Source organism: Streptomyces sp. NPDC048521, from assembly GCF_043199855.1.
Taxonomy (GTDB): Bacteria; Actinomycetota; Actinomycetes; order Streptomycetales; family Streptomycetaceae; genus Streptomyces.
In genome coordinates, this window is record NZ_JBICWR010000003.1 from 407,940 (window position 1) to 433,029 (window position 25,090).

Genomic DNA, 25,090 nt, shown 5'->3' on the forward strand with positions numbered 1-25,090 from the left:
CGGGCGATCGGTGAGGGCCGCGCGGGAGCGCCACCGGGCCGGACGCGACGTGCGCGAGGCCTACCTCGGACGGCCCGTGTCCCGCGCGCCCCGGCCTGCGCGACCGCAGGATGGAAGCATGGCGAACCCTTCCCGGCTGCGCGCCGCCGCCCTGACCACCACCGCCGTGCTGCTGTCCGTACTGCTGGCCGGATGCGGAGACGGCGCTAAGGACGGGGACGTCACGCAACAGAAGCTGGACTGGACGGACTGCCCGGCTCCGTCCGAGGCGGAGGGTGGCGGCAGCGCCCCGTCCCCGCTGCCGAACGGGACGGAGTGGCAGTGCGCCACCATGAAGGCGCCCCTGGACTGGTCCGAGCCCAAGGGCGACACCATCGACATCGCGCTGATCCGGGCCAAGGCCAGTGGCCCGGCGAGCCGGCGGATCGGCTCGCTCGTGTTCAACTTCGGCGGCCCCGGCGGCAGCGGCGTGGCCACGCTGCCCGCCTTCGCCCAGGACTACTCGGCGCTGCGCACCCGCTACGACCTGGTCAGCTTCGACCCGCGCGGGGTCGGCCGCAGCGCACCGGTGCAGTGCGAGAGCGACTCGCAGCTGGACGCCTACTTCCAGCAGGACGCGACGCCCGACGACAGCACTGAGCGCACCCAGCTCCTGAAGCGCACCAAGCAGTTCAACGCGGCCTGCGAGAAGAACTCCAAGAGGATCCTGCCGCACGTGCGCACCACGGACGCGGCCCGCGACATGGACCTGATGCGGCAGGTCCTCGGCGACGCCAAGCTGTACTACTTCGGCATCTCGTACGGCACCGAACTCGGCGGCGTCTACGCCCACCTGTTCCCGCGGCGCGTCGGCCGGGCCGTCCTCGACGCCGTGGTCGACCCCACGCAGACCCCCGAGCAGGGCGCGCTCGGACAGGCCAAGGGCTTCCAGCTCGCGCTCGACAACTTCGCCGAGGACTGCACGTCCAAGGAGACGGAGTGCCCGATCGGGGACACCCCCCAGGATGTGAAGAACCGCATCGCGAAACTGCTGGGGGACCTGGAGAAGAAGCCGATCCCCGGCATCCTCCCGCGCCAGCTCACCCAGACCGCGGCGACCAACGGCATCGCGCAGTCCCTGTACTCGAAGGACTTCTGGGAGTACCTCACCGAAGGGCTGGAGCAGGCGTACGACGGCGACGGCAAGATCCTCATGCTGCTGTCCGACTCGTTGAACGGCCGCGACGAGAACGGGGAGTACAGCAACATCACCGCGGCGAACATCGCGATCAACTGCTCCGACGAGAAGCCTCGCTACACCACGGACTACGTCCAGGGGAAGCTGCCCGAGTTCCGCGCCGCCTCCCCGCTGTTCGGGGACTACCTGGCCTGGGGCATGGTCGGCTGCACCGACTGGGCCGTGCCGGGCGCCGCCGACCATCCCGACGTCAGCGCACCCGGATCGGCGCCCATCCTCGTCGTCGGCAACACCGGTGACCCGGCCACCCCGTACGAGGGCGCGAAGAGAATGGTGGACGCGCTCGGCAAGGGCGTCGCCGTGGAGCTGACGTACAAGGGGCAGGGGCACGGGGCGTACGACAGCAAGAACAAGTGCGTGCAGAGCGCGGTGAACGGCTACCTGCTGGACGGAAGGGTGCCGAAGGCCGGCACGGTCTGCTCCTGACGCGACGGCGAAGTCCAGCAAATTCGCTGGTCAGAGGGTTATCCACAGGCTCCCGCGGGACTGGCTCGGTGCGCCTACCATGGCCTGGAACGCCCGGCGCGGCACGACGCGCAGGGCCTGTGAGGGGGGTGCACATGTGGCGAATCCTGCGCTGGACGGCCGCCGCGGCCGCGGCGCTGCTGGTGGCCGGCTGCGGCGGTGGCTCGTCGGACAGGGGCGGAAACGAGGGCAAGGGGGCGGACACGGCTCCTCCATCGGCGTCCTCGGCGTCACCGCCATCCGGCGACCTGCCGTCCTCCCTCACCTCCCAGCGCCTCGACTGGCACCGCTGCATGGGCACCGGGGGCGCCGCGGCGCCGGGCGACGACTGGCGGTGCGCGACGCTCAAGGTGCCGCTGGACTGGGCCCGACCGAAGGGGGCGACGATCGGCCTCGCTCTGATCCGCGCCCAGGCGACCGGCCGCGACCGCATCGGATCGTTGCTGTTCAACTTCGGCGGCCCCGGCGGCTCGGGCGTGTCGATGATGCCGTACTACGGGTCCACGGCCTCCTCACTCCGTGAGCGCTATGACCTGGTGAGCTGGGACCCGCGCGGGGTCGGGGCGAGCGAGGGCATCCGTTGCCGCGCCGACCGCGAGATCCAGGCCGCCGAGGACGTGGACGCCACCCCGGACACCCCGGCCGAGGAGAAGGCGTACTTCCAGGACGTCACCGACTTCGGCAAGGGCTGCCAGAAGGCCGCCGGCCGGCTGCTGGCCCACGTGTCCACCACCGACACCGCGCGCGACATGGACCTGATGCGTCAGGTCCTCGGTGACGCGCGGATGCACTACTTCGGCATCTCCTACGGCACCGAACTCGGCGGTGTGTACGCCCACTTGTTCCCCGAGCGGGTGGGACGGCTGATCCTGGACGCGGTGGTGGACCCGACCGCGGACACGGTGGGCCATGCCGAGAACCAGGCCCGCGGTTTCCAGCGGGCGCTGGACGACTACCTGAAGTCCACCGGTCAGGACCCCGAGCTGGGCTCACGGAAGATCGCGGCCCTGCTGAAGCGGATCGACGCGCGGCCGCTGCCGACGTCGTCCGGGCGGAAGCTGACCCAGACGCTCGCGGTCACCGGGATCGTCCTGCCGCTGTACAGCGAGTCCAGCTGGCCGCGGCTGACGGCGGCGCTCAAGTCGGCGCAGGCGGGCGACGGTTCGCAGTTGCTGGCGCTCGCCGACGACTACAACGAACGGGACTCCTCGGGCCGCTACGGCACGACGTCCCACTCCCAGCGGGCCATATCGTGCCTGGACGACAAGCAGCGGCCGACGCTCGCCGAGACGAAGCGGCGACTGGCGGAGTTCGAGCGGATCTCGCCCGTGTTCGGGGACTTCCTGGGCTGGGACACGGCGGGCTGGTGCCACGGCTGGCCGATACCGGGCCAGTTCGACACCCCGGCGGTCGGCGCACCGGGCGCGGCGCCGATCCTGCTGGTCGGCAACACCGGCGACCCGGCGACGCCGTACGAGGGCGCCCGCAGGATGGCCGACGAGCTGGGCAAGGGTGTCGGCGTCGAACTCACCTGGAAGGGCGAGGGTCACGGGGCGTACGGCAACGGCAGCGACTGCGTCGACTCGACGGTGAACGCCTACCTGCTGAAGGGAACGGTGCCGAAGGACGGCACGGTCTGCTCCTGACGCGGACGGGGCCCCGGGCGCCTGTCGCGCCCGGGGCCCCTGCTCCACGACTCACCAGGAGCGGCGTCGGGACTCAGCTCCAGCGCTGGGCCTTGAGGCCGCCGTCGAAACCGGTGTAGAGCACGCTGCCGTTCTGGCCGAGCGTGAGCCCGGTCGCCTTGTTCTTCAGGCGCCAGCCCGCCGTGTCCTTGATCTCGTCCCACTTCTGGTAGGCGCCGCCGTTGCAGTGCCGCAGGTAGACCTTGCCGTCCCCGTTGCTGTCGAGGCAGTCGCCGTAGCTCGTCTTGAGCGTCCAGGTCCCGTCGGACTGCTTGGTCTCGGTCCACTTGGAGGGCGGCGTACCGCAGTCGGCGGCCGCGAGCGGGATGCCGTTCATGTAGCCCAGGCACTTGCCGTTGCCCTTGTTCTTCCAGGTGACGGTGCCGTTGGCGAACGCCTCGCCGGCGCCTGCCAGGATCACCGCCGGGGCGAGGATCATCGCCGCGAGCCTGCCCACCAAACGCTTCTTCATGGAACTCCCCCTGTCTTCTGTCCAGACGTGACGACAGCGGTCGCACCGGACCCGCGAGGGTGGTCATGCCTCGCTTGCGGCCCGGTGGCCCGTGTGGCTGCGGTCACGCAGTGGTGGTCGACCTCAACGCACCGAAGGGCGCGTGAAGTTGACGCCACGGTAACCGACATGATCATCACACTGCAACGCGCACACCCCCATGCCGAACAAAGGGAGCAAACCGGCACATTGTCCTCGCTCTCGGCCTCGCGGCAACGACAGAGGCCCACGGCTCTGAACGGGTCAGAGCCGTGGGCCTGTCAAGTCGTGCCGGCCGGCGGGCCGATCAGTAGACCGGCTTCTCCGGTTCGATCTGGTTGACCCAGCCGATGACGCCGCCGCCCACGTGGACCGCGTCGGAGAAGCCCGCGGACTTCAGGACCGCGAGGACTTCCGCACTGCGGACACCCGTCTTGCAGTGCAGGACGATCTTCCTGTCCTGCGGGAGGCTCTCCAGGGCGGCGCCCATGAGGAACTCGTTCTTCGGGATCAGCTTGGCGCCCGGGATGGAGACGATCTCGTACTCGTTCGGCTCGCGGACGTCGATGATCTCGATGTTCTCGCCGTCGTCGATCCACTCCTTGAGCTGCTTCGGAGTGATCGTGGAGTCGGCGGCCGCCGCCTGGGCCTCCTCGGAGACGACGCCGCAGAAGGCCTCGTAGTCGATCAGCTCGGTGACGGTCGGGTTCTCGCCGCAGACCGCGCAGTCGGGGTCCTTGCGCACCTTGACCTGGCGGTACTGCATCTCGAGGGCGTCGTAGATCATCAGTCGGCCGACCAGCGGCTCACCGGTGCCGGTGAGGACCTTGATCGCCTCGGTGACCTGGATGGAGCCGATGGACGCGCACAGCACGCCCAGCACGCCGCCCTCGGCGCAGGAGGGGACCATGCCGGGGGGCGGGGGCTCCGGGTACAGGCAGCGGTAGCAGGGGCCGTGCTCGGACCAGAAGACCGAGGCCTGGCCGTCGAAGCGGTAGATCGAGCCCCACACGTACGGCTTGTTCAGCAGCACGCACGCGTCGTTGACCAGGTAGCGGGTCGCGAAGTTGTCGGTGCCGTCGACGATCAGGTCGTACTGGCTGAAGATGTCCATCACGTTGTCGGCCTCGAGCCGCTCCTCGTGAAGGATCACGTTCACGTACGGGTTGATGCCGAGCACGCTGTCGCGGGCCGACTCGGCCTTGGAGCGGCCGATGTCGGCCTGGCTGTGGATGATCTGGCGCTGCAGGTTCGACTCGTCGACCTCGTCGAACTCCACGATACCGAGCGTGCCCACGCCCGCGGCGGCCAGGTACATCAGCGCCGGCGAGCCCAGGCCGCCGGCGCCCACACAGAGCACCTTGGCGTTCTTCAGCCGCTTCTGCCCGTCCATCCCGACGTCCGGGATGATCAGGTGGCGGGAGTACCGGCGGACCTCGTCTACGGTGAGCTCAGCAGCTGGCTCGACCAGGGGTGGCAGCGACACGGGGACTCCGTTGGTCGGTCAATCACTACAGTTGTTCTCCCCGTAACACTGCCACGGCCTTCTTCATTCCGAGACACCCGTTCCGACACGCGAGACGATGTCGTCCCAGTAGCCGGGCAGGGTCTCCCAGGGGTCGGCGCGCCCACCGCGGTCGGTGTGGTCCGTGAAGTAGATCGTCGCCGCTCCCTGCCAGCGGGCGATGCGCAGCGCCTCGTCCAGGTGGCCGCGCGGCACGCCGTGCACGAAGTGGCAGAAGCGGTCGGGCGGGTAGTCGGCGGTCCACTCGGCGACCTGCGACCAGCGGTAGTCGGACCAGGGGCCGGAGAAGGTCACCAGCTGGTCGGCGTTCTCCGCGTATCCCGGGTGCGGATGGCAACCGTGGCCGAGGACGATGTGGGCGGTGTCACTGATCGTCCGGAGCGTGGTGATCACACGGCGGACCTCGGGCAGCACCGTGCGCTCGCTGGGACAGCGGTCCACCAGGAAGCCGTCGACCCGGTACCAGTCGAGGTAGCGGTGGGCGTCGGTGAGCAGATCGTCGAAGGCGCGGGCGCCGTAGGTGAGGTCCAGGCGGCCGAGGACGCGGACGCCCGCGGTGCGCAGCCGGGCCGCGGCCTCCAGGCAGTGCGGGTCGGGCCGCGTGCCGGGGCCGGCGGCCACGTCGAGCACCACCCAGTCCAGCGGGGTGCCCGGGCGGGCGAGTTCGGCCCACTGGGCGGGTGCGACGAGCGGGTGGGCGTAACCGGGGATGCCGAGGGCGGTGCGGACGCCGGTGCTCGTGACGCCCGCGGCGGTGCCGGTCAGATGCGGCATGCCGCCTCCATCCAGATGTCTGCCAGGGATTCTTCGAGGTTGATCCGGGGCCGCCAGCCGAGCCGGTCGCGCGCGGTGCGCACGTCGGCCTGCTGCCAGCTGCCGCAGCCGTCCGGGTAGGGGTACGCGACCGGGGACACGTGGTCGGAGTCCGCGCGCGGGTGGCCGATCGTGCCGCGCAGGGGCCCGGGCGGGACGTCGAGTTCGTGCAGGGCGCCGCCGTATCCGGCCACGCGCGCGAGGACCGCGGCGGCGTCGCGGAGGCGGACGGCACGGCCGGAACCGATGTTGATGACGCCTTGCGCGGCGGAGAGCGAGGCGGCGTGCACGGCGCGGGCCACATCGCGTACGTCCACGAAGTCGCGCTGGACGCCGAGCCCGCCGAGCTTGAGTTCGCCGTCGCCGGACTGCATGGCGCGGCGCATGGCCTCGGCGAGGCGGCCGAGCGGGGAACCGGCCGGGGTGCCGGGCCCGGCGGGCGAGAAGACGCGCAGGACGACGGCGTCGAGGCCGGAGCCGAGGACCAGTTCGGTGGCGGCGAGCTTGCTGACGCCGTACGGGCCGCCGGGGCGCGGCACGGCGTCCTCGGCCGTGGAGGAACCGGGCTGGCTCGGGCCGTACTCGGAGCCGCAGCCGATCTGCACCAGGCGGGCGCCGCAGCCGCTGCGGCGCAGAGCCTCGCAGACGGTGGCGACGGCGACGGTGTTGTGCCGGGTGAGTTCGCGGGCGCCGCCCCGGGTGGCGCCGGCGCAGTTGACGACGACTCCGGGGTGCACCGCGTCGAGGAAGCGGGTGAGCGCGCCCGGGCTGCCGCTGGCGAGGTCGAAGCGGACGTCGGCGTCGTCGCCGCGGCCGAGTGCGGTGAGCTGGACGGCCGGGTCGGCGAGCAGGCGGTCGGCGACGAAGCGGCCGATGTATCCGTTGGCTCCGATCAGCAGAACCCTCATCGGGCGGCTCCCGGGGTGTGCGCGCCGGTGGCACCGGCCGGTGCGAAGGTTCCTGCGGCCGCTCCGGCGGTTCCGGTGGCTCCGGACGCTCCGGGTCGGGAGGTGGTCATCTGGTGTTCTCCTTCAAGGGGGTGGTGCGGGTGCCTCCGGCGGTGGGCCGGGAGCCCGTGGCCGTCGCCCGGTGCTGTCAGGTGATCCGGGCGGACGGCGGGAGGATCGGGCCGGACCGGTGGCGGAAGGTTCACTCGGCTGCTCCCGCGGGCGCGTGGGCCGAGGCCTGGGTGAGGGTGCGGGCGGCGTGCAGCAGCAGGGCCAGGGCCGCGGTGCCGCAGGCGAGGACCGGGACGGCGGACGGGCCCCAGGTGTCCACGAGGGTCTGCGCGGGGGCCGCGAGGAGGCCGCAGCCGGGCAGCCGGGCGGCCAGCGGCAGGGCGAGGGCCGCCGCCTCCATGACCGCCGCGGCGCCGAGGGCGAAGGCGGGGGCGTGCCGGTGGTGGTGCACGGTGAGCAGGCGGGCGAGCAGGAGCAGTGCGCCCAGGGCGAGGGTCTGCGTAAGGGCCGGGGGTTCGTGCAGGGCGGTGCCGCACAGCAGGAGCAGTGCCGTGAGCGCGCCGAGGAAGAGCGTGAACGTGCCCAACAGCAGCGGTCTCGCGGCCGAGGTGAAGTCCTCCAGGCCGCGACTGCCGGCGAGCCTGCGGCGGGCGCCGGCGGTGAGCAGGTGGGCGCACCAGGCCGCCGGGGCGCAGGCCAGTGTGAGGGCCAGGGCGGGCGCGGTGGCGGTGGGCCAGGGGTCGTCCGGGGCTCCGGTGGGCAGGGCGTCGGGGCCGCCCGTCACGACGGCGTCGAGCAGACCGTCACCGAAGAGGGAGTAGCCCAGCAGCCAGAGCGTCCACGCGCGCATGCCGTTCGCGGTGCTCCACGCGTGCGTGCCGGAAAGGCCGGCCAGGGGGCCGCGACGCAGTGCCGCGCGCGTGGCGAGAGCGACGGCGAGGATGCCGCCGAGGGCCGCCAGTTGGCGGGGTTGGCCGTGGGTGAGCCGCAGTGCCGTCACGGTGGCCGCGCCGAGGGCGCCGGGCAGGAGGGTGAGCAGGACCCAGCCGGCGCGGACCCGGGGCACGGGCAGGGGCTGGGACTCCGGCCGCGGATCTCCGTCGCGCGGCACGCGCGCGTAGAGCTCCTCGGCGAGCGAGAACACGTCCCGGTGCCGGAAACGGGCGGCGGTCCGGTCGGTGACCCCGTGCGCCTCCAGCCCGGCGGCGATCTCCAGCGGGTCCACGGCCCGCTCGCACAGCTCACGGTGCCGGTGCAGCAGCGCTTTCACCGGGTCTCCGCCTCCGCGCCGGGGTACGGCGGTCCGTCTCTCGCCCACCCCCGGCTTCCCGCCGGACTCCGGCTTCCCGCCGGACTCCGGCTTCGCTACGACTCCTGCGACGGCCGCCCCCGCACCGGGTCCGCCGGTCCGCCCGCCCGACCCGACGGCACCGTACGCACAGGCCGACGGCCCCGACTCCCGACTTGCCGGGGGCGACGCCGGCGAGCGGGGGCTGATCACGGAGGGCGACGACACCGACGGGCGCGGCACGCTGGTCGAGGACGCCGACGCCGGGGACGCGTCGCTCGCGGAGACCGACGGCACCAAAGGATCAGACACGTCCGCGGAAACCGGCAGCCCCGAAGGATCAGACACGTCCGCGGAGACCGGCACCCCCGAAGGGCCGGAGCCGTCCGTCGGGTCCTCGGCGGGCGAGGTGGGCTCGCCGCTCCCCCGCCCCCCGAACCACATCCCCGACCGGGCGTCCCACGGATCGGCGCCGCTGGGCATCCCCGGCCGGTCGAGCCCACCCGCGTCGCTCAGGCCCTGGCCGCCCTCCCGGTGGGACCGATGCACCACACCCGCTGCGCCCGCCTCGCCACCGGCTTGGCCCCCACCAGTACGGGGCCGGTACGCAGCAGCGGCCGCGCTCGACTCGCCCGACGCCCGACCGCCCTCATCCCGCGCCCCGCGCCCCTCAGCGGAGCCGAGGGCGTTCGGGGTGTCCGCCGCGGCGGGGCCCAGGCCGCCGTGCTCGCTCGTCGTACCGCTGAACTCGTCGCCGGAGCGGTTGTCGAACGCGTTCATCACGCTCCCTCCGCAGCCGCCAGCGGCGTCGCGCGTACCGGGGTGCCCGTGGCCCAGCCGGGAATGCCTCGGGGCAGGACGCGGGCCGTGGGGCCGGTCCAGCGGCCGGGGACGTGGGACTCGGCGGGGGTGGCGAACGGCAGCGGCTCGCCGGCCCCGTCGAGGACGACCCGGCGGACCGGACAGTGCGAGACGATCTCCAGGTAAATGCCGTGAAATGCCGCGATGTTCTGCTCGACGGTGAACAGTTCGAGCGCCCGGGCGCGCGCGGCGGCGCCGAGGCGCGCACGGCGCTCGGGGTCACGCAGCAGCGCCACGCACGCCTCGGCGAGCGCCCGCGGATTGCGCGGGGGCACGACGAGACCCGTGCCGCCGATGACCTCCACCACCGCGCCGACGTCCGTGGACACCGTGGCCCGGCCGCAGAACATGGCCTCGACGAGGCTGATCGGGAACCCTTCCACCACGCTGGACAGCACGACGACGGCGCCGGCCGCGTAAGCGTCGGGCAGGGCCGGGGCCTCCGGACCGCCGATCTCCTCGAAGGAGACGGGGTTGTCGCCGACGGCGTGCACGCCCTCAGCCTCGTCCGGGAAGAGCTGCGCGGCGAGCGCCCGGCAGTGGCCGAGATAGGCCGCGCCCTCGGGCCCGGAGGGCGCGCCGACGATGCGCAGGCGCGCGGTGGGCTCCTGCTTGCGGACCTCGGCGAAGGCGTGGAGGAGGGAGACCAGGTCCTTGGCGGGTTCGACGCGCCCGACCCAGACCAGGGTGTCCGGGGCGGAGCGGTCCGGGGACTCGCCGACCTCGGTGAAGCGGGCGGCCTCCATGCCCGGGTGGACCGTGCGGATCCTGCTGCGGTCGGCGCCGCACCGTTCCTGCCAGCGGCGGGCGTGCGCGTTGCCCGGGGTGAGGATCTCGGCCCGGCGGTAGACCTCGGCGGCGAGCCGGCCGTGGAAGGCCGCGAGCAGCGCGCGTACGGCGGGGGCGGCGACGTCGGGGCCGAGGGCCAGGTAGTGCGAGCGGAGCTGGACGCCGTACTCGGTGACCAGCAGCGGTACGTCGGCGAAGTGCCGGGCGAGCAGTCCGGGAAGGGCCGCGGTGCCGCCGGCGGTGGCGTGGCAGAGGTCGGCCGCGCCCAGGGCGTCGTCGTCGTACCAGTCGAGGGAGAGGGGGCGCAGGGCGCGTTCGAGGTGTGCGGTGACGGTGAGCAGATCCGGTACGCGCGCCTCGCGCGCCGTGCGCAGCGCACCGGGAGCCCGGCAGGCGCGTTCCAGGGTGCGTACGGCGGTGTCGGAACGCAGGGCGCCGACCAGTCCGCCCTCTTCCCGGGCGAGTTCGGCGAGCCCGTACAGCGCGCTGCCGAAACGGTCCGCCAGGTCGTCGGTTCGGGAATCGGGTCCGGCGTCGGCCCCGGCGCACAGCGCTTCGACCAACTCCCCGTAGCACTCGGTGAAGCGCCGGCGCGTGCGCCGTCCATACGCGACCCCGTCGTCCTCGGCCGTCCACAGCGGCGCCGTACGGACCCGGCTGACCTGCGCAGGGAGCGGGACCCAGCCCCCGTCCTCCTGGCGCCGGCCGCGGCTGAGCGCATAGATGTCGAACTCGTGCTGCCCGAGCCCGCGCACGAGCCGGTCGCACCAGAGTCCGGCGTCACCGCTCACAAACGGGTAGCCACCCTCCGTAAGCAGTCCGATGCGCACGTGTGCACCCCCGATCTCCCGTTTGGGGAGCCGCCGTTGTCCCGCGGCTCGCAGCGGGACGAACGTAAGCGGACAAGGCGGTGGCGCGATGGACGGTTGTCCATCGCGCCACCAAAAGGGGTGAACGGTCGTAACTTTCGCGTGCGGATCGCGTTCCGCCGCGCTAGGAGATCACACAGTGATCATCTCTTCACGAAACGTCACGCCACGGCGGGTGCGCGCCGGGCCGCGCGCCGCCGGGCCGCCAGCTCCGGGTCGAGCGCGGGTACGGCGGCCAGGAGCTGCTTGGTGTACGGCTCGCGCGGGCTGTCGTACACCTCGTCGGCCGGCCCGTATTCCACGAGCCGGCCCCGGCGCATCACCGCGACCCGGTCGCTGACCTGGCGGACCACGGCGAGGTCGTGCGCGATGAAGACCAGCGCGAGACCGAGTTCCCGCTGCAGTTCGCCGAGCAGGGCGACCACCTGGGCCTGCGTGGTGACGTCGAGCGCGGAGACGGGCTCGTCGCAGACGATGACGCGCGGCTCGGCGGCGAGCGCGCGGGCGATGCCGATGCGCTGGCGCTGGCCGCCGCTGAACTCGTGCGGGTAGCGGTCGTAGTGCGCCCTTTCGAGCCCCACGCGCTCCAGCAGTTCCGTCACGCGCCCCCGGATGCGCTCCTCGTCGTGCTCGCCCCGCGCGCGGAGCGGGTCGGCGATGGACTCGCCCACGCTGCGGCGGGGATTGAGGGAGGAGACGGGGTCCTGGAAGACCATCTGGACGGCCGGGTTCACGCCGGTGTGCGGGCGCCCTTCGTAGCGGATCCCGCCCGCGGTCGGCTCCAGCAGCCCGACCAGCATGCGGCCGAGCGTGGTCTTGCCGCTGCCGCTCTCCCCGACCACGCCGAGGGTCTCGCCGCGGCGGACGGTCAGCGAGACGTCGTCCACGGCGGCGAACGTCCGCTTGCCGCGCCCGAACTCGCGCCGGACCCCGACGGCCTCCAGCACGACCTCCTCGGCGACCGGGGAGCCGGTCCGGCGCGCCTCCAGGCGCGGGACGGCATCGAGGAGTTCACGGGTGTACGCCTGGGCGGGCGCGGCGAGGACCGATCCGACCGGGCCGCGCTCGACGGCCCTGCCGTGCCGCATGACGAGGACGTCGTCCACGCTCTCGGCGGCGACACCCACGTCGTGGGTGACGAGCAGCAGGCCCATGCCGGTCTCCTCGCGCAGCGTGTGCAGCAGGTCGAGGATCTGGGCCTGGACGGTGACGTCGAGGGCGGTGGTCGGCTCGTCGGCGATCAGCAGGTCGGGTTCGCAGGCGAGGGCCATGGCGATGAGGGCGCGTTGGCGCATGCCTCCACTGAACTCGTGCGGGCGGGAACGGGATCGCCGTACCGCGTCCGGAATTCCCACCCTCTCCAGCACCTCCACGGCACGCGCGCGTGCGGCGCGGCGCGACACGCGCGTGTGCACGCGATGGACCTCGGCGATCTGGTCGCCGATCGCGTAGTAGGGGTCGAGCGAGGACAGCGGGTCCTGGAAGACCATGGCGGCCTTCGCGCCCCGCAGCCGCCGCAGCTCGTCGTCCGAGGCCTCCTGGACGTCGGTGCCGGCGACCCGGACCGAGCCGGCGACCCGGGCTCCGGTGCCCCGGTGCAGGCCCAGCAGGGCGCCCGCGACCGTGGACTTGCCGGAGCCGGACTCGCCCACGAGGGCCAGGGCGGCGCCCTTCTCGAGGCTGAAGGAGAGACCGTCCACGGCCCGCAGGGAGCCGAACTCGACGGTCAGGTCCGTGACGTCCACCAGGCTCATGCGAGTACCACCCGTCGGTCGGCCACCGCGTACAGCACGTCCGCGACGGCGTTGGCGAGGACCACGAAGAATCCGATGACCAGGACCATGCCGACGACCACCGGCAGGTCGACGACCTTCACCGCGTGCACCAGCTCCTGGCCGATGCCGGGCAGGCCGAAGAGGGTCTCGGTGAGGACGGCGCCGCCGACGGCCGAGCCGACGTTGTTGGCGTTCAGCGCGATGACCGGCGCGAGCGCGCCGCGCAGCGCGTGCCGCCCGACGATGGCGCGTTCGCCGACGCCGTAGGCCCGGAAGGTGCGGATGTGGTCCTCGGCGAGCGTCTCCAGCATGGAGGCGCGGGTGAGGCGGGCGAAGGCCGCCGCCTCGATCAGGGCGAGCGAGAGCCAGGGCAGCAGCAGATTCCACGCCCACTGCTCGGGGTCGTCGGTGAGGTTCACGTACTGCGGGAAGGGCAGCAGCTGCAGTTCGCCGCAGACGACGATCATCAGGACCAGGCCGATGACGAACACGGGTGTGGCCGTGCCCGCCAGGGTGATCGCGGTCAGCAGGCGCTCGCTGAGCCGGCCGCGTCGCCAGGCGGAGAGCACGCCGGTGCCGACACCGAGGACGAGCCACACCACCATGGCGCCGACCACGAGCGACAGGCTGACGGGCAGCTTGGCCAGGATGATGTCCAGGACCTGCTGGTCGGTCTGGTACGACTGCCCCAGGCAGGGTGCCGCGCAGTGCTCGATCGAGGTGCCCGTGGAGAAGTCCTGGCCTACGAAGAGGCCCTCCAGGAAGTGCCAGTAGCGCAGGTAGATCGGGTCGCCCAGGTTCAGCTGCTCGGCGACCTGGTGCACCTGTTCCGGTGAGCAGCGCGGGCCGCAGGTGATCTGGGCGACGTTGCCGGGGGTGACGTAGAAGACGACGTAGACGATCACCGAGATGGCGAGCAGGGTGACCACCGTGCCCACGGCCCGGCGCAGCAGGAATCCACCGAAGCCGTTCACGCGGTCGCCTCCTTGTCGCTGTGCGCGCCCTTGTCCCTGCGGCCGGTGCCGATGCGCAGGCGGGAGGCGGCGCGTGGGTCCAGGGCGGTGCGCACGCCGTCACCGAAGACGGTGAGGGCGAGCACGGTGACGAACAGGGCCCCGGCCGGCAGCAGCAGGTACTGGGGTGCGGCCTGGTACCAGACGTCGGCGGCCGTGAGCATCTGTCCCCAGGACGGCGTGGGCGGTTTGACGCCGACACCGAGGAAGGACAGGGCCGCCTCGACGGAGATGTTCGTGGGGACCAGCAGCGCCGCGTAGGTGATGACGGGGGCGGCGAGGCCGGGGAGCAGTTCGCGGCGGGCGATCCGCCAGGTGCTCCAGCCGCTCAGCCGAGCCGCGGAGACGTAGTCGAGCCCCTTCTGGGAGAGGGTCTGCGCGCGCACGATCTTGGCGATGTTGCCCCAGGCGATCAGCCCGATGACCAGGGTGACCAGGACCGGCCGCGGGAAGCTGGACGGCACGATCGCCAGCAGTGCCAGAGACATGATCATCAGCGGCATGGCGACGATGATGTCCGTGGCGCGGCTCAACAGTTGATCAACCCATCGGCTGCCGAGCGCGGAGGCCACACCGACCACGACCCCGATGGCGACCTGCACGACCGTCGCGGCCAGCGCCACCCCCAGCGACACCCGTGCTCCGTACACCAGCCGGGCGAACATATCGCGGCCGGTCTGGGGTTCGACGCCCAGCCAGTGGTCGGCGCCGACGCCGCCGAAGGAGCCGACGGGCACGCCTCCGCGCGCGGAGTCGATCAGCGAGGGGTGGTAGGTGGTGGGGTCCTGGCCCTCCAGGGCGGTGAGCAGTGGCGCGGCGAGCGCGATCAGGACGAGAAGCGCGACGACGGCCGCGGCGACCAGGGCGGCGCGCTGCGCCCGCAGCCGCCGCCAGAACTGACGTGCCCCCGAGGCCGCCGGGACGGAAGCGTCCGTCCCGGCGGTCTCGACGGCGACAAGTGCCTCGCTCACGGCGTCACTTCACCGCGACCTGGGAGATGTCCAGCACGCCGGTCCAGTCGCTGATGACGATGTTCTTGACGTCCTTGCCGTACAGGCGCTTGTACACCGGGTGGAACAGCGGCACGACGAGAGCCTTCTCGCCGATCTTCTTGTCCAGTGCACCCCACCGCTCGGCGGCCGCGCCAAGGTCGGTCAACTTGTTGATCGCGTCAATCTCGGCATTGACCGACTTGTCGTTCAGCAGGCCCGTGTTGAAGTTCGCTCCATCCTTGACGATCTGCCGGCCGTCGAAGATGGGGGCGAGGAAGGGACCGCCGGAGGGCCAGTCGGCACCCCAGTGGGCGAGGAAGAACCCGGGCTCGGTCTTCACGCTGTGGATCTTGTCCCGGTAGTCGTTGTCCTCGAGACCCTGCAGCTTGACCGTGATGCCGGCCTTCTTGAGCGCGTCCTGGACGGCGGTCGCGATCTCCGGGCTGGTCTCGAAGTCCTTGTTGTTGGAGTGGGTCAGCGTGATGGTGAGCCCGTTCTTGTACCCGGCCTGCGCGAGCAGTTCCTTGGCCTTGGCCGCGTTGCCGGACTTGCCCGCCGGGAACGGGTCGTAAGGCGTGTAGCCGAAGGACTTCTGGTCGGGCAGGAAGGTGGTGGCGGGCTCGGCGAGCGCGCTGCCGCCGGCCGCGTTGACCACGGAGGACCGGTCGATGGCGTAGGAGATCGCCTGCCGCACCCTGGGGTTGTCGAACGGCTTCACGGTCGGGTTGAAGGCGATGTAGTTCGTGTAGCCGAAGTGGCCGGTACCCACGCGCGCGGCCAGTTCCTTGTCGCCGGTGACCTTGGCCAGCTCGGCCGGGCCGAGGTTGGTGTCCGTGGTGACCGCGGCGGCGTCCGCTCCCTGGGACGCGGACAGCCGCTGGTTGATCACGGAGGAGTCGAGGCCGGAGCGGACGTCGATCGTGTCCGGGTAGGCCTTGCGCTCGGCGTCGACGGCCGTCGACCAGTACGTGTTGCGCTCCAGGACCAGATGCTCACCGTCGTTCTCGTTCTTGACGACCTTGTACGGCCCGGACGAGACCGGGTGCGATTCGTACTTGGTGCCCGTGTCCTTGCTCTTGGGGACCGGGGTGAACTGGGTCTGCGTGGCGAGGTACGGGAACTCGCCCTCGGGCTTGTTCAGGTGGAAGACGATGGTCCGGGCGTCCGGCGTCTCGATCGCGGACAGCCCCTTCTTGTCCTTGTAGGGGCCCTGGTAGTCGGCGGCACCGACCAGCCAGTCCCGCAAGTAGGGTGCACCGCCGGAGAGTTCGGGGGCGAAGGAGCGCTCGATGCCGTACTTGATGTCGGCCGAGGTGATCGGGGTGCCGTCCTCGTACTTGAGGCCCTTCTTCAGGGTGTACGTCCACACGGTCGCGTCCTTGTTGGGGCGTCCGGTGTCGGTGGCGAGGTCCGGGACGACCTTGGCGCCGGCCTCGCCGTTCTCGCGGTTGCGCGTGGTGAGGGTGCGGAAGACGAGCGAAGGGACGTTTCCGCCGCCGGAGGTGTAGAGGCGGGCCGGGTCGAAGTCGGTCTGCGGCTCGGAGTTCAGCACCGTGAGCGTGCCGCCCTTGTGGGGCGCGGAGTCGCCACCGGAGCCCTTGGCATCGTTGTCCTCAGGACCGCAGGCAGCGGCGCCCGCTGCCACGACCAGGCTGACGGATGCCGCTGCCACGCGGCGCGCTATGACGGACGGTTGACGCATCGGAATGACGACCTCTCGGGGACTGATCGAGGGTTTCTCGAAAAGTGAGACAGATGGACGAGGAGTGAGACGACTGCGGACAGACGTCGGCCCCGGCGTCGGGTCGTCGAAAAATCCGTGACACGGCCACGGAGGAAAGAGAGGAAAGGTCGCGACGCGAACGCCAGGGAGGCGGCGTCAGCGACAGTGGATGTCGGCCACGCAGAGCGCGGTCACGCCGATCAGCGCCAGCTCGATGGCGGCGCTGTCGGAGACGGCATGACTGGACCACATGCGCAGAAATATGAACGAACTTGCGACTCATGTCAATGTGACATGAGTGGCGCCCGTCAACTCCTGGGATAGGGCCAGGGGTTGGGCAGGCAGTGGATTCCGTCGTGGTCGAGGAACTTGGTCTGCTGCTGCATGACGGGAGCCGGCTCTCCGTCCTTCTGGCACGTCACATGCCCGTGACCGAGACGGTGGCCGACCTCGTGATTGATGAGCATCTGCCGGTATGCGTAGATTTTGTCCCCGTATGTCTTGCTGCCTTGCGCCCACCGGTAGGCGTTGATCATCACCCGCTCGGTGGCGGCCGAGTCGCAGGAGACGTTGTCCTCCGTGGTGTCCAGGCCGGACTTGGCGCACCACGTGGCGGTGGTGCCCGGGCTGGCCAGCGTGATCACGAAGTCGGGTTTGCCGGAGGAGATGCGCTCGAAGGTACGGGCGCCGCCGTGGCTCCAACTGCGGTCGTCGTTCAGGGTCTTCTGCACGGCCTCGGCGAACAGCACGCCGTCCAGCCCCAGCCCCTGCTCGACATCCACCCGGTACCGGTACTTCTGCCCCGTACCGGGGGCCTTGTCGAAGCCGGGCACGGCGTCGAACTTCCCCGAGCCCTTCAGCGTGGCACCGAGCGGGTACTTCCTGCCCATCTTCTGCGCGTACGTCAACGTCACCGCGCTCGGCGCGGCGGAGGGTGCCGCCCCGTCGGGATCGCGCGCGTCACGGGCCTGTCCGGCGTCGGTGTCGGACTGGGACTGTACGGCGTCACCGTCCCGTCCCTCGGTCACCTGCCCGGCGACGACCACCGCCAGCACGGTGGTGACGGCAGCGGCCGCGATGCCGGCGAAGGCCCGCCCCTTGCCGCCGCCACGCTGTGCGGGCACACGGACGCCGTCCGCCGCGCGGGCGTCGGCCTGCCGCTCCTCGGCGGCCGGCGCCTCCTCGTCGGGTCCCCGGCCCCCGGGGGGCGCGAAGACGTCCAGGTCCTCGATGCCGTCGCTCGCGCCCTCGAAGGCGTCCAGATACTCCTGCCGGGGACCGGACCGCCGCCCAGGACCACCACCCGACCCCGCCTGCCGCTGCCGGGGCAGCACGACATCGGGCCCCGCCCCCGCACCGGCCGACCCGCCGAACGCCCCCCAGCCACCACCCGCTTCCCTCTGCTGCGGGTGCCCACCACGGGCAGAGCCACCATCGGGCAAACGGGGTACACCGCGCGCGGGGGTGCCGTCGGGAAGCCTCGGCGCACCGTGCGCAGGAGTGCCGTCCGGAAAGCGGGGCACACCGTGCGCGGGGGTACCGTCGGCGAAGCGCGGCACTCCCGGATACGCCGCTCGCGAGGTCCCTGGAGCAGCCGGACCACCTGGACCACCCGTAGCAGCCGGACCACCCGGACCACCCGGACCACCCGGAGCACCCGGAGCACCTGAGGCACCTGAGGCACCTGAGGCACCCGGAGAGCCTGAAGCACCCGGAGCACTCGAATCCCTCCGGCCACGCCAACCCCTCGGAGCATCCGGAGCGGCGCCCTCGGTGTACGGCGGCTCGGCCCCCGGCCCGCCCCTCTGGCCCGGTATCTCGGGCCGGTCTCCGGGGCTCGTGCCCCGCCGTTCCGCCCGGCGTGCGGCTATGTCGGCGGAGTCGTCCTTCGGAGCCGGTCCGCGCCGGCTGTGGCGTCCCACTCCGGCCCTCAGCTCCCCGCGCCCGTGGTGGTGGCGTCCTCGGCGGCGCCGCGTGGACCGGCGCCCGCGGGCCCACCCGCGTCACGCGCCTCCGCGTCACGCCCGCCCGCGTCACGCCCGTCCGTACTGCGCTCGCCCGCGTCGCGCTCGCCCAAGTCGCCCACCTCCGCCAGGAGTTCCCGGAAAGCCCCGGCCACCACGTCCGGGTACTCCATCATCGCCACGTGTCCGGCGTCCGGCAGGGACAGCAGACGGGAGTCACGGAAGGCGCGGGCGGCCTTGCGGGCCATCCGGAAGCCGACCAGCTGGTCACGGCCGCCGTAGATCAGCAGGGTCGGCGCGAGGACGCGCTCGGCCTGGCGCCAGAGTCCGTGCTGGCCGCCGAGCGTGTAGGCGTTGACGATCCCACGCGCGGAACGCGCCATCGCGTCCCAGAAGTACGGCAGCCGCAGCCGCCGTTCCAACTCCTCCACCGCCTGCTGGAACGCCTCCGGCGACACCCGCCCGGGGTCGCCGTAGCAGAGCGCCGTGACCCCGCGCACGCGCTGCTCGACCGTCCACCCCTGGGTGAACCGGGTGAACAGGGCAGCGACACCGGGCACGCCGAGCAGCCCCGTCGGCACAGCGGAGCGCTGGATACGCAGCTCCGGCAGCGCGGGCGAGACCAGGGTGAGCGTGCGGACGAGGTCGGGACGGACGGCGGCCACGCGCGTGCTGACCGCGCCGCCGAGCGAGTTGCCGAAGAGGTGGACCGGGCCGTGGCCGGCCGCGTCGAGATAGCGGATCACCGCTCGCGCGTGCCCGGTGACGGAGTAGTCGCCGTCGTCCGGTGGCGGGGAGTCGCCGAAGCCCGGCAGGTCGACGGCCTCGCTGTCGACGACGCCCTCCAGCTCGGCCATCAACGCGGACCAGTTCTGCGAGGAACCGCCGAGCCCGTGGACGTACAGCGCGGGCGGCAGGCCCTCGCGCGCTGGGCGCCGGGAACGGATCGACAGGGTGACGCCGGGCAGGCCCACGGACCGCAGCCGCTCGCCTTCGCCGACCCGGACGGGCGCCACCCTGGGGAGCACACTGGCAGCCGACACGGACGGCGACTCGGTCGAAGACATGCGGCAATGTTACGAGGTGATCACGCCCAGATTTGTGTGTTCGCCGTCACAGCGTGAACCCCGGGCCACAGGTGTACCGGACAACGCGTGGACCGAGCACGACAAGAGAGACGGAAAGCGTGTGAACCGTGAGCAACTGGTGAACCGGTCAGCGAACGGACGCAATGGCATGGCGTCCGGATCAGCCGTCTCCTAGGCTCGTACAGAGGGCACCCACGTGTGGCCCCTGCTGTCCAGGGACGTTCGTAGGAAGGGAGCCCACCATGGCCTATGACCCCACCGAGCCCGACGCGGTCGAGGATCTGGAACCCGACACGGTCCCGCAGATCGACGACGTCGAGGCCCCCGAGGTGGACGCTGCCGAGCAGCACGCGGACATCGCGCCGGACCGTGACGACCCCCTGACGGGGGTGGACCCGGACCGCGCGAACGTGGCCGATCTGGTCGAACAGGCCCGCGTCGTCTCGCTGGACGAGGACGACTACCGCTGACCTCGCAGGACCCCGCCGACCGCTGCCGGCCGTGCGAGGACCGCTCCGCGGCTTCCGCGGCCGTCCGGTACGTGAAATTCTGCGCTCGCACCGCGCACACCACGGTTACCGAAAAGTACGATGGCCGCGCGGCCGACACCGCATGTGGACGACTTTGGGAGGCGGCGTGACAGCCATCGAGCAAACAGAGGCGGTACGCCCGCGTGGCACCCGTCTGCCGCGCCGAGCCCGACGGAACCAGCTGCTGGGCGCCGCCCAGGAGGTCTTCGTCGCTCAGGGCTACCATGCCGCGGCGATGGACGACATCGCCGAGCGGGCGGGCGTGAGCAAGCCGGTGCTCTACCAGCACTTCCCCGGCAAGCTCGACCTCTACCTCGCCCTGCTGGACCAGCACTGCGAGTCACTGATCCAGTCGGTGCGCAGCGCGCTCGCCTCGACGACCGACAACAAGCAGCGCGTGCGGGCGACGATGGACGCCTACTTCGCCTACGTCGAGGACGACGGCGGTGCCTTCCGGCTCGTCTTCGAGTCGGACCTGACGAACGAGCCGGCGGTGCGCGAGCGCGTCGACAAGGTCACCAACGAGTGCGCCGAGGCGATCTGCGACGTCATCGCCGAGGACACCGGCCTGTCGCGCGCGGAGTCGATGCTGCTCGCCTCCGGCCTCGGCGGCCTCGCCCAGGTGGTGGCCCGCTCCTGGCTGCACAGCGACCGCAGCGTCCCGCGCGAACAGGCGGTGCAGCTGCTGACCTCACTGGCCTGGCGGGGCATCGCCGGCTTCCCGCTGCACGGCACCGAACACCACTGACGGCCGTTTGTTCCCGTGAGCTGTTCGCTGATGGCGTTCCGGCCCGCAGCGTGTACGTCCCCTCACCGGGCTAATGTGTGCTGCGTACGGCGCGGAAGATCGCGCACATCACTGACCGTCGGAGGGACATAGCCGTGGAGGTCAAGATCGGCGTGCAGCACGCGCCCCGCGAGATCGTTCTGGAGAGCGGTCAGAGCGTCGAGGAGGTCGAGCGCGTGGTGGCCGAGGCGCTGGCCGGGAAGTCGCGCCTGCTGAGCCTCGAGGACGAGAAAGGCCGCAAGGTCCTGGTGCCGACGGACCGCCTGGCGTACGTGGAGATCGGCGAGCCGACGGTGCGCAAGGTGGGTTTCGGCACGCTGTAGGCCGACATCGTGAGAAGGGCCCGGCGGCCATGTGCCGCCGGGCCCTTTCCGCGTGCGGCGTCCGCACGGACAGAGCACAGTTCCTCCACAGCGGATGATTGCAATCCGCAGGTCACGGGTATGACGGGCTACGACCGACAAGGGTCGACCGGCCGTGGGAGGGACCTCTCGATGATCCTGGAAGCACTCGGCTCCGCTGTGCTCGGTCTCCTGCTCGCGTGGGCAGCGGCGTACCGTCTGCCGCACCGGCTGCCGGCCCGCCCGCTGGTGTACTCCACGGGCATCGCCGGAGCCCTGTTCGGCGACTTCGTCACCCACAGCGCGCTGGGCCCCGGCAGCACCCTGCCGAGCTTCCTCGGCGCCGCGATCGTCTCGGCGGCGTCCCTGTCCCTGCTCCTGCGCCCCACGGGCCGCCGCCTACGGCGACGATCAGCGCCGGCGTAGCACAAGCGCCACGAAGGGGCGCGGGGAACTGCGCGAGCGACCACACCGCGCCCGCAGCGGCGCTGCTCCGCTCCCCCGTAGAGCGCACCCGGCGCTCAGGCGGCGAGGCCCAGCGCGGCCATCCGCTTGGTGTGCGCCTCGGTGATCCGCGAGAACATCCTGCCGACCTCCGCGAGATCGAACCCGTCGGCCACCCCACCCACGAGCATCGTGGACAGCGCGTCCCGGTCGGCGACGACCCGCTGCGACTGCGACAGCGCCTCCCCCATCAGCCGCCGGGCCCACAGCGCCAGCCGGCCGCCCACGCGCGGGTCGGCGTCGATCGCGGCCCGTACCTTCTCCACCGCGAACCCGGCGTGCCCGGTGTCGTCGAGCACGGCGAGCACCAACTCGCGCGTGTCGGTGTCCAGGCGGGCCGCGACCTCCCGGTAGAAGTCGCTGGCGATCGAGTCACCGACGTACGCCTTGACCAGGCCCTCCAGCCAGTCCGAGGGAGCCGTCTGCTTGTGGAAGCCGTCGAGCGCGGCGACGAACGGGTCCATGGCGGCCGTCGGCTCCTCGCCGATCTCGGTCAGCCGGTCCCGCAGCCGCTCGAAGTGGTGGAACTCGGCCGAGGCCATCTTCGCCAGCTCCGCCTTGTCCGCGAGGGTCGGCGCCAGCTTGGCGTCCTCCGCCAGCCGCTCGAACGCCGCCAGCTCGCCGTACGCGAGCGCTCCGAGCAGGTCCACGACCGCGGCACGGTACTGCGGGTCGGCGGAGGCCTGCGCCCAGTCCTGGGCGGCGACACCGGTCGGTTCGGCGGAGGCGGCGGACGCGTTCTCAGGCTTGTCAGAGCTAGTCATGAGGCGCACAATAGCCCGCTCGACGCCCCTCGGAAGCCCCTGGTCAACCACTGTGGCCACGACTACGTGACCAATTCGGCCATCACATGTGCGTGATTCCGGGGTATGGTGGTAATGCGCCTGCTGAGTGCGTCGACGGTGTTCGACGTGCTCCGACAGGGCGCACGCATGAGGATGCCCGGTCGGTGGCCCGATCGGCTCCGACCTGACAGCCCTCCCTGGCCGTACGACGGAGTACGTACGACGACCGGAGGGACACCCTCAGCGGTACGAGCGCTAGAGCGTCGGCAGAGGTCCCGTGCTTTACGGCTGGCCCGAGTGGTTCGCCCGTATGGCAGCCGACGTCCCCGGCACGGTCCGTCAAAGACCCCCGCGCTCGCCTCGCACCGCGCACACAGAAGAGGCAGCACCCTGACTACGACGTTTCGAGACCTTGGGATCCTTCCCGAGACAGCCGAGGCCCTGGAAGCCGTCGGCATCATCAACCCCTTCCCCATCCAGGAGATGACGCTCCCCGTCGCCCTTACCGGCACGGACGTCATCGGCCAGGCCAAGACCGGCACCGGCAAGACGCTGGGCTTCGGTCTCCCACTCCTCGAGCGCGTCACCGTCCCCGCCGACGTCGAGGCCGGACGCGCCACCCCCGAAGCCCTCACCGACGCCCCGCAGGCGCTCGTCGTCGTCCCCACGCGCGAGCTGTGCACGCAGGTCACCAACGACCTGCTCACCGCCGGCAAGGTACGCAACGTGCGCGTGCTGGCGATCTACGGCGGCCGGGCCTACGAGCCTCAGGTCGAGGCGCTGAAGAAGGGCGTCGACGTGGTCGTCGGCACCCCGGGCCGGCTGCTCGACCTTGCGGGGCAGAAGAAGCTGGACCTGAACCACATCCGGAGCCTGGTCCTCGACGAGGCCGACGAGATGCTCGACCTGGGCTTCCTGCCCGACGTCGAGAAGATCATCAACCTGCTCCCGGCCAAGCGCCAGACCATGCTGTTCTCCGCGACCATGCCCGGTGCGGTCATCGGCCTCGCGCGCCGCTACATGTCACAGCCCACGCACATCCGCGCCACCGCGCCGGACGACGAGGGCGTGACGGTCGCCAACATCAAGCAGTTCGTCTACCGCGCGCACTCCATGGACAAGCCGGAGATGATCGCCCGCATCCTGCAGGCCGAGGGCCGCGGACTGGCGATGATCTTCTGCCGTACGAAGCGCACGGCCGCCGACATCGCCGAGCAGCTCCAGCGGCGCGGCTTCGCCTCCGGCGCGGTCCACGGCGACCTCGGCCAGGGCGCCCGCGAGCAGGCGCTGCGCGCCTTCCGCAACGGCAAGGTCGACGTCCTGGTCTGCACCGACGTGGCCGCACGCGGCATCGACGTCGAGGGCGTGACCCACGTCATCAACTACCAGTCCCCCGAGGACGAGAAGACGTACCTGCACCGCGTCGGCCGTACGGGCCGGGCGGGCGCCAAGGGTACGGCGATCACGTTCGTCGACTGGGACGACATCCCGCGCTGGCAGCTGATCAACAAGGCGCTGGAGCTGGACTTCAACGATCCGGCGGAGACGTACTCGAGCTCCCCGCACCTGTTCTCGGACCTCGGCATCCCGGAGGGCACCAAGGGCACCCTGCCGCGCTCGGAGCGGACCCGTGCCGGTCTGGACGCGGAGGAGCTGGAGGACCTGGGCGAGACCGGCGGACGCGGCGGTCGCGGACGCGGGGACCGGGGCGGCCGTGGTGGCCGTGCCGAGTCCGCCCCGGTCGAGCACGAGCGTCCGGCGCGTACGCCGCGCCGTCGCCGCCGTACGCGCGGCGGCACACCGCTGGACGCCCCCGCCGCCACGACCACGCCGGCACCGGCCGCCGAGTCGGGCACCGAGGATTCGCAGGCGAACCGTACGCCGCGCCGCCGTCGCCGTACGCGCGGCGGAGCGCCGGCGGAGGCCGTGACGGCCACCACGGCGCCCGTGACCCCCGAGGCCGCCGTCGAGTCGGTGGACACGGTGGAGGCCCCTGCCGCGCTGGACGCTCCGGAGAAGCCGCGCCGCCGTCGGACCCGCAAGTCCGCGGAGCACCCGGTGACGGCCACGGCCGTGGAGCCCACGGTGACGGACGGCCCGGCCACCACCGAGCCCGTGACCGAGCCGGCCCCCACGGCCGCGCTGGACACCGCCGAGGCCACCGAGGCCAAGCCCCGCCGTCGTACCCGCAAGACGGCCGAGCCCGTCGCCGCGGCCGAGGCCGTACTGGACACCGCCGAGGCCAAGCCCCGCCGTCGTACCCGTAAGGCAGCGGAGCCGGCCACGGAGACCGCGCCCACGGCGCCCGCCGAGGCCACGGCCACGGAGGACGCCGCCCCGGCGACCAAGCCGCGCCGCACGCGGAAGACGGCGGCTGCCGCCGAGGCCGCCGCGGACACCGCCGAAGGCACGGAAGCCAAGCCCCGCCGCACCCGCAAGGCCGCCGCCACCACCGTGGAGGCCGCCGAGACGGAGCCCGAGGCCAAACCGCGCCGCACCCGCAAGACCGCCGCCGCCGAGGCCGCCGCGGACACCGCCGAAGGCACGGAAGCCAAGCCCCGCCGCACCCGCAAGGCCGCCGCCACCACCGTGGAGGCCGCCGAGACG

General features: G+C 72.0%; 21 protein-coding genes. 7 read left to right on the forward strand and 14 right to left on the reverse strand.

Going from position 1 to position 25,090, the window contains the following annotated elements; translation table 11 throughout:
- The first annotated feature begins 118 nt into the window (after positions 1–118).
- Positions 119–1,663, forward strand: coding sequence for an alpha/beta hydrolase (locus tag ACGFRF_RS09410; RefSeq protein WP_393738008.1), 1,545 nt, complete (start codon positions 119–121; stop codon positions 1,661–1,663).
- Positions 1,664–1,797: 134 nt separating this feature from the next.
- Positions 1,798–3,348 carry an alpha/beta hydrolase gene (locus ACGFRF_RS09415; protein ID WP_393738009.1) on the forward strand — a complete coding sequence of 517 codons (1,551 nt, stop codon included), beginning with the start codon at positions 1,798–1,800 and terminating at the stop codon, positions 3,346–3,348.
- A 73-nt stretch (positions 3,349–3,421) separates the two neighbouring features.
- On the opposite strand, the gene ACGFRF_RS09420 is transcribed toward ACGFRF_RS09415, so the two are convergent.
- The 13 genes from ACGFRF_RS09420 to ACGFRF_RS09480 all read right to left on the reverse strand — a co-directional run bounded on the left by ACGFRF_RS09420 (position 3,422) and on the right by ACGFRF_RS09480 (position 19,515).
- On the reverse strand, positions 3,422–3,859 hold the full coding sequence (locus ACGFRF_RS09420; protein ID WP_393738010.1) for a ricin-type beta-trefoil lectin domain protein: 438 nt from the start codon (positions 3,857–3,859) through the stop codon (positions 3,422–3,424).
- 325 nt (positions 3,860–4,184) lie between these two features.
- Positions 4,185–5,363 carry an adenylyltransferase/sulfurtransferase MoeZ gene (moeZ, locus tag ACGFRF_RS09425; RefSeq protein WP_393738011.1) on the reverse strand — a complete coding sequence of 393 codons (1,179 nt, stop codon included), beginning with the start codon at positions 5,361–5,363 and terminating at the stop codon, positions 4,185–4,187.
- Between the two features lie 63 nt (positions 5,364–5,426).
- Positions 5,427–6,176: a spherulation-specific family 4 protein gene (locus tag ACGFRF_RS09430; protein WP_393738012.1), complete on the reverse strand. Its 750-nt coding sequence runs from the start codon at positions 6,174–6,176 to the stop codon at positions 5,427–5,429.
- On the reverse strand, positions 6,164–7,123 hold the full coding sequence (locus ACGFRF_RS09435; RefSeq protein ID WP_393738013.1) for an NAD-dependent epimerase/dehydratase family protein: 960 nt from the start codon (positions 7,121–7,123) through the stop codon (positions 6,164–6,166). Before ACGFRF_RS09435 ends, ACGFRF_RS09430 begins: the two co-directional genes overlap by 13 nt.
- Before the next feature lie 241 nt (positions 7,124–7,364).
- Positions 7,365–8,906: a hypothetical protein gene (locus ACGFRF_RS09440; RefSeq protein ID WP_393738318.1), complete on the reverse strand. Its 1,542-nt coding sequence runs from the start codon at positions 8,904–8,906 to the stop codon at positions 7,365–7,367.
- Between the two features lie 335 nt (positions 8,907–9,241).
- Positions 9,242–10,903 carry a glycosyltransferase gene (locus ACGFRF_RS09445; RefSeq protein WP_393738014.1) on the reverse strand — a complete coding sequence of 554 codons (1,662 nt, stop codon included), beginning with the start codon at positions 10,901–10,903 and terminating at the stop codon, positions 9,242–9,244.
- Between the two features lie 239 nt (positions 10,904–11,142).
- Complete coding sequence (locus ACGFRF_RS09450; RefSeq protein WP_393738015.1) at positions 11,143–12,735, reverse strand: dipeptide ABC transporter ATP-binding protein; 1,593 nt, start codon at positions 12,733–12,735, stop codon at positions 11,143–11,145.
- On the reverse strand, positions 12,732–13,730 hold the full coding sequence (locus ACGFRF_RS09455) for an ABC transporter permease (RefSeq protein ID WP_393738016.1): 999 nt from the start codon (positions 13,728–13,730) through the stop codon (positions 12,732–12,734). The genes ACGFRF_RS09450 and ACGFRF_RS09455 overlap by 4 nt, the downstream gene beginning before the upstream one ends.
- Positions 13,727–14,740: an ABC transporter permease gene (locus ACGFRF_RS09460; protein ID WP_393738017.1), complete on the reverse strand. Its 1,014-nt coding sequence runs from the start codon at positions 14,738–14,740 to the stop codon at positions 13,727–13,729. The genes ACGFRF_RS09455 and ACGFRF_RS09460 overlap by 4 nt, the downstream gene beginning before the upstream one ends.
- 4 nt (positions 14,741–14,744) lie before the next feature.
- The gene (locus ACGFRF_RS09465; RefSeq protein ID WP_393738018.1) at positions 14,745–16,463 is read right to left on the reverse strand and encodes an ABC transporter substrate-binding protein; all 1,719 of its coding nucleotides are present in this window, start codon (positions 16,461–16,463) and stop codon (positions 14,745–14,747) included.
- Positions 16,464–16,640: 177 nt separating this feature from the next.
- Positions 16,641–16,736, reverse strand: a complete 96-nt coding sequence (locus ACGFRF_RS09470) for an Ms4533A family Cys-rich leader peptide (protein WP_317933593.1) — start codon at positions 16,734–16,736, stop codon at positions 16,641–16,643.
- 56 nt (positions 16,737–16,792) lie between these two features.
- Complete coding sequence (locus ACGFRF_RS09475; protein WP_393738019.1) at positions 16,793–18,406, reverse strand: DUF3152 domain-containing protein; 1,614 nt, start codon at positions 18,404–18,406, stop codon at positions 16,793–16,795.
- A gap of 8 nt (positions 18,407–18,414) precedes the next feature.
- Positions 18,415–19,515, reverse strand: coding sequence for an alpha/beta fold hydrolase (locus tag ACGFRF_RS09480; RefSeq protein ID WP_393738020.1), 1,101 nt, complete (start codon positions 19,513–19,515; stop codon positions 18,415–18,417).
- A gap of 263 nt (positions 19,516–19,778) precedes the next feature.
- Between ACGFRF_RS09480 and ACGFRF_RS09485 the strand changes: the two genes are divergently transcribed.
- From ACGFRF_RS09485 to ACGFRF_RS09500, 4 genes are all read left to right on the forward strand, one after another.
- On the forward strand, positions 19,779–20,006 hold the full coding sequence (locus ACGFRF_RS09485) for a hypothetical protein (protein WP_393738021.1): 228 nt from the start codon (positions 19,779–19,781) through the stop codon (positions 20,004–20,006).
- Positions 20,007–20,172: 166 nt separating this feature from the next.
- A complete protein-coding gene (locus ACGFRF_RS09490) occupies positions 20,173–20,814 on the forward strand; it encodes a TetR/AcrR family transcriptional regulator (protein WP_393738022.1) in 642 nt (213 codons plus the stop codon).
- A 134-nt stretch (positions 20,815–20,948) separates the two neighbouring features.
- Complete coding sequence (locus tag ACGFRF_RS09495; RefSeq protein WP_393738023.1) at positions 20,949–21,176, forward strand: DUF3107 domain-containing protein; 228 nt, start codon at positions 20,949–20,951, stop codon at positions 21,174–21,176.
- A gap of 171 nt (positions 21,177–21,347) precedes the next feature.
- Positions 21,348–21,620, forward strand: coding sequence for a hypothetical protein (locus tag ACGFRF_RS09500; protein ID WP_393738024.1), 273 nt, complete (start codon positions 21,348–21,350; stop codon positions 21,618–21,620).
- Between the two features lie 95 nt (positions 21,621–21,715).
- Here ACGFRF_RS09500 and ACGFRF_RS09505 read toward each other — a convergent pair whose 3' ends face one another.
- Entirely contained in the window at positions 21,716–22,462 is a 747-nt protein-coding gene (locus ACGFRF_RS09505; protein WP_393738025.1) for a ferritin-like fold-containing protein, read from the reverse strand.
- Between the two features lie 504 nt (positions 22,463–22,966).
- Here ACGFRF_RS09505 and ACGFRF_RS09510 point away from each other — a divergent pair.
- On the forward strand, positions 22,967–25,090 hold a 2,124-nt coding region (locus tag ACGFRF_RS09510; protein WP_393738026.1), incomplete at its 3' end, for a DEAD/DEAH box helicase.

Excerpts from the sequence above, each read along its gene's own strand:
- ACGFRF_RS09465 (WP_393738018.1), bottom strand. The coding sequence starts at position 16,463 with ATGCGTCAACCGTCCGTCATAGCGCGCCGCGTGGCAGCGGCATCCGTC.
- ACGFRF_RS09500 (WP_393738024.1), top strand. The coding sequence starts at position 21,348 with ATGATCCTGGAAGCACTCGGCTCCGCTGTGCTCGGTCTCCTGCTCGCG.
- ACGFRF_RS09415 (WP_393738009.1), top strand. The coding sequence starts at position 1,798 with ATGTGGCGAATCCTGCGCTGGACGGCCGCCGCGGCCGCGGCGCTGCTG.
- ACGFRF_RS09480 (WP_393738020.1), bottom strand. The coding sequence starts at position 19,515 with ATGTCTTCGACCGAGTCGCCGTCCGTGTCGGCTGCCAGTGTGCTCCCC.
- ACGFRF_RS09420 (WP_393738010.1), bottom strand. The coding sequence starts at position 3,859 with ATGAAGAAGCGTTTGGTGGGCAGGCTCGCGGCGATGATCCTCGCCCCG.
- ACGFRF_RS09435 (WP_393738013.1), bottom strand. The coding sequence starts at position 7,123 with ATGAGGGTTCTGCTGATCGGAGCCAACGGATACATCGGCCGCTTCGTC.
- ACGFRF_RS09470 (WP_317933593.1), bottom strand. The coding sequence starts at position 16,736 with ATGTGGTCCAGTCATGCCGTCTCCGACAGCGCCGCCATCGAGCTGGCG.
- ACGFRF_RS09440 (WP_393738318.1), bottom strand. The coding sequence starts at position 8,906 with ATGTGGTTCGGGGGGCGGGGGAGCGGCGAGCCCACCTCGCCCGCCGAG.
- ACGFRF_RS09410 (WP_393738008.1), top strand. The coding sequence starts at position 119 with ATGGCGAACCCTTCCCGGCTGCGCGCCGCCGCCCTGACCACCACCGCC.
- ACGFRF_RS09450 (WP_393738015.1), bottom strand. The coding sequence starts at position 12,735 with ATGAGCCTGGTGGACGTCACGGACCTGACCGTCGAGTTCGGCTCCCTG.
- ACGFRF_RS09505 (WP_393738025.1), bottom strand. The coding sequence starts at position 22,462 with ATGACTAGCTCTGACAAGCCTGAGAACGCGTCCGCCGCCTCCGCCGAA.
- ACGFRF_RS09485 (WP_393738021.1), top strand. The coding sequence starts at position 19,779 with ATGGCCTATGACCCCACCGAGCCCGACGCGGTCGAGGATCTGGAACCC.
- ACGFRF_RS09430 (WP_393738012.1), bottom strand. The coding sequence starts at position 6,176 with ATGCCGCATCTGACCGGCACCGCCGCGGGCGTCACGAGCACCGGCGTC.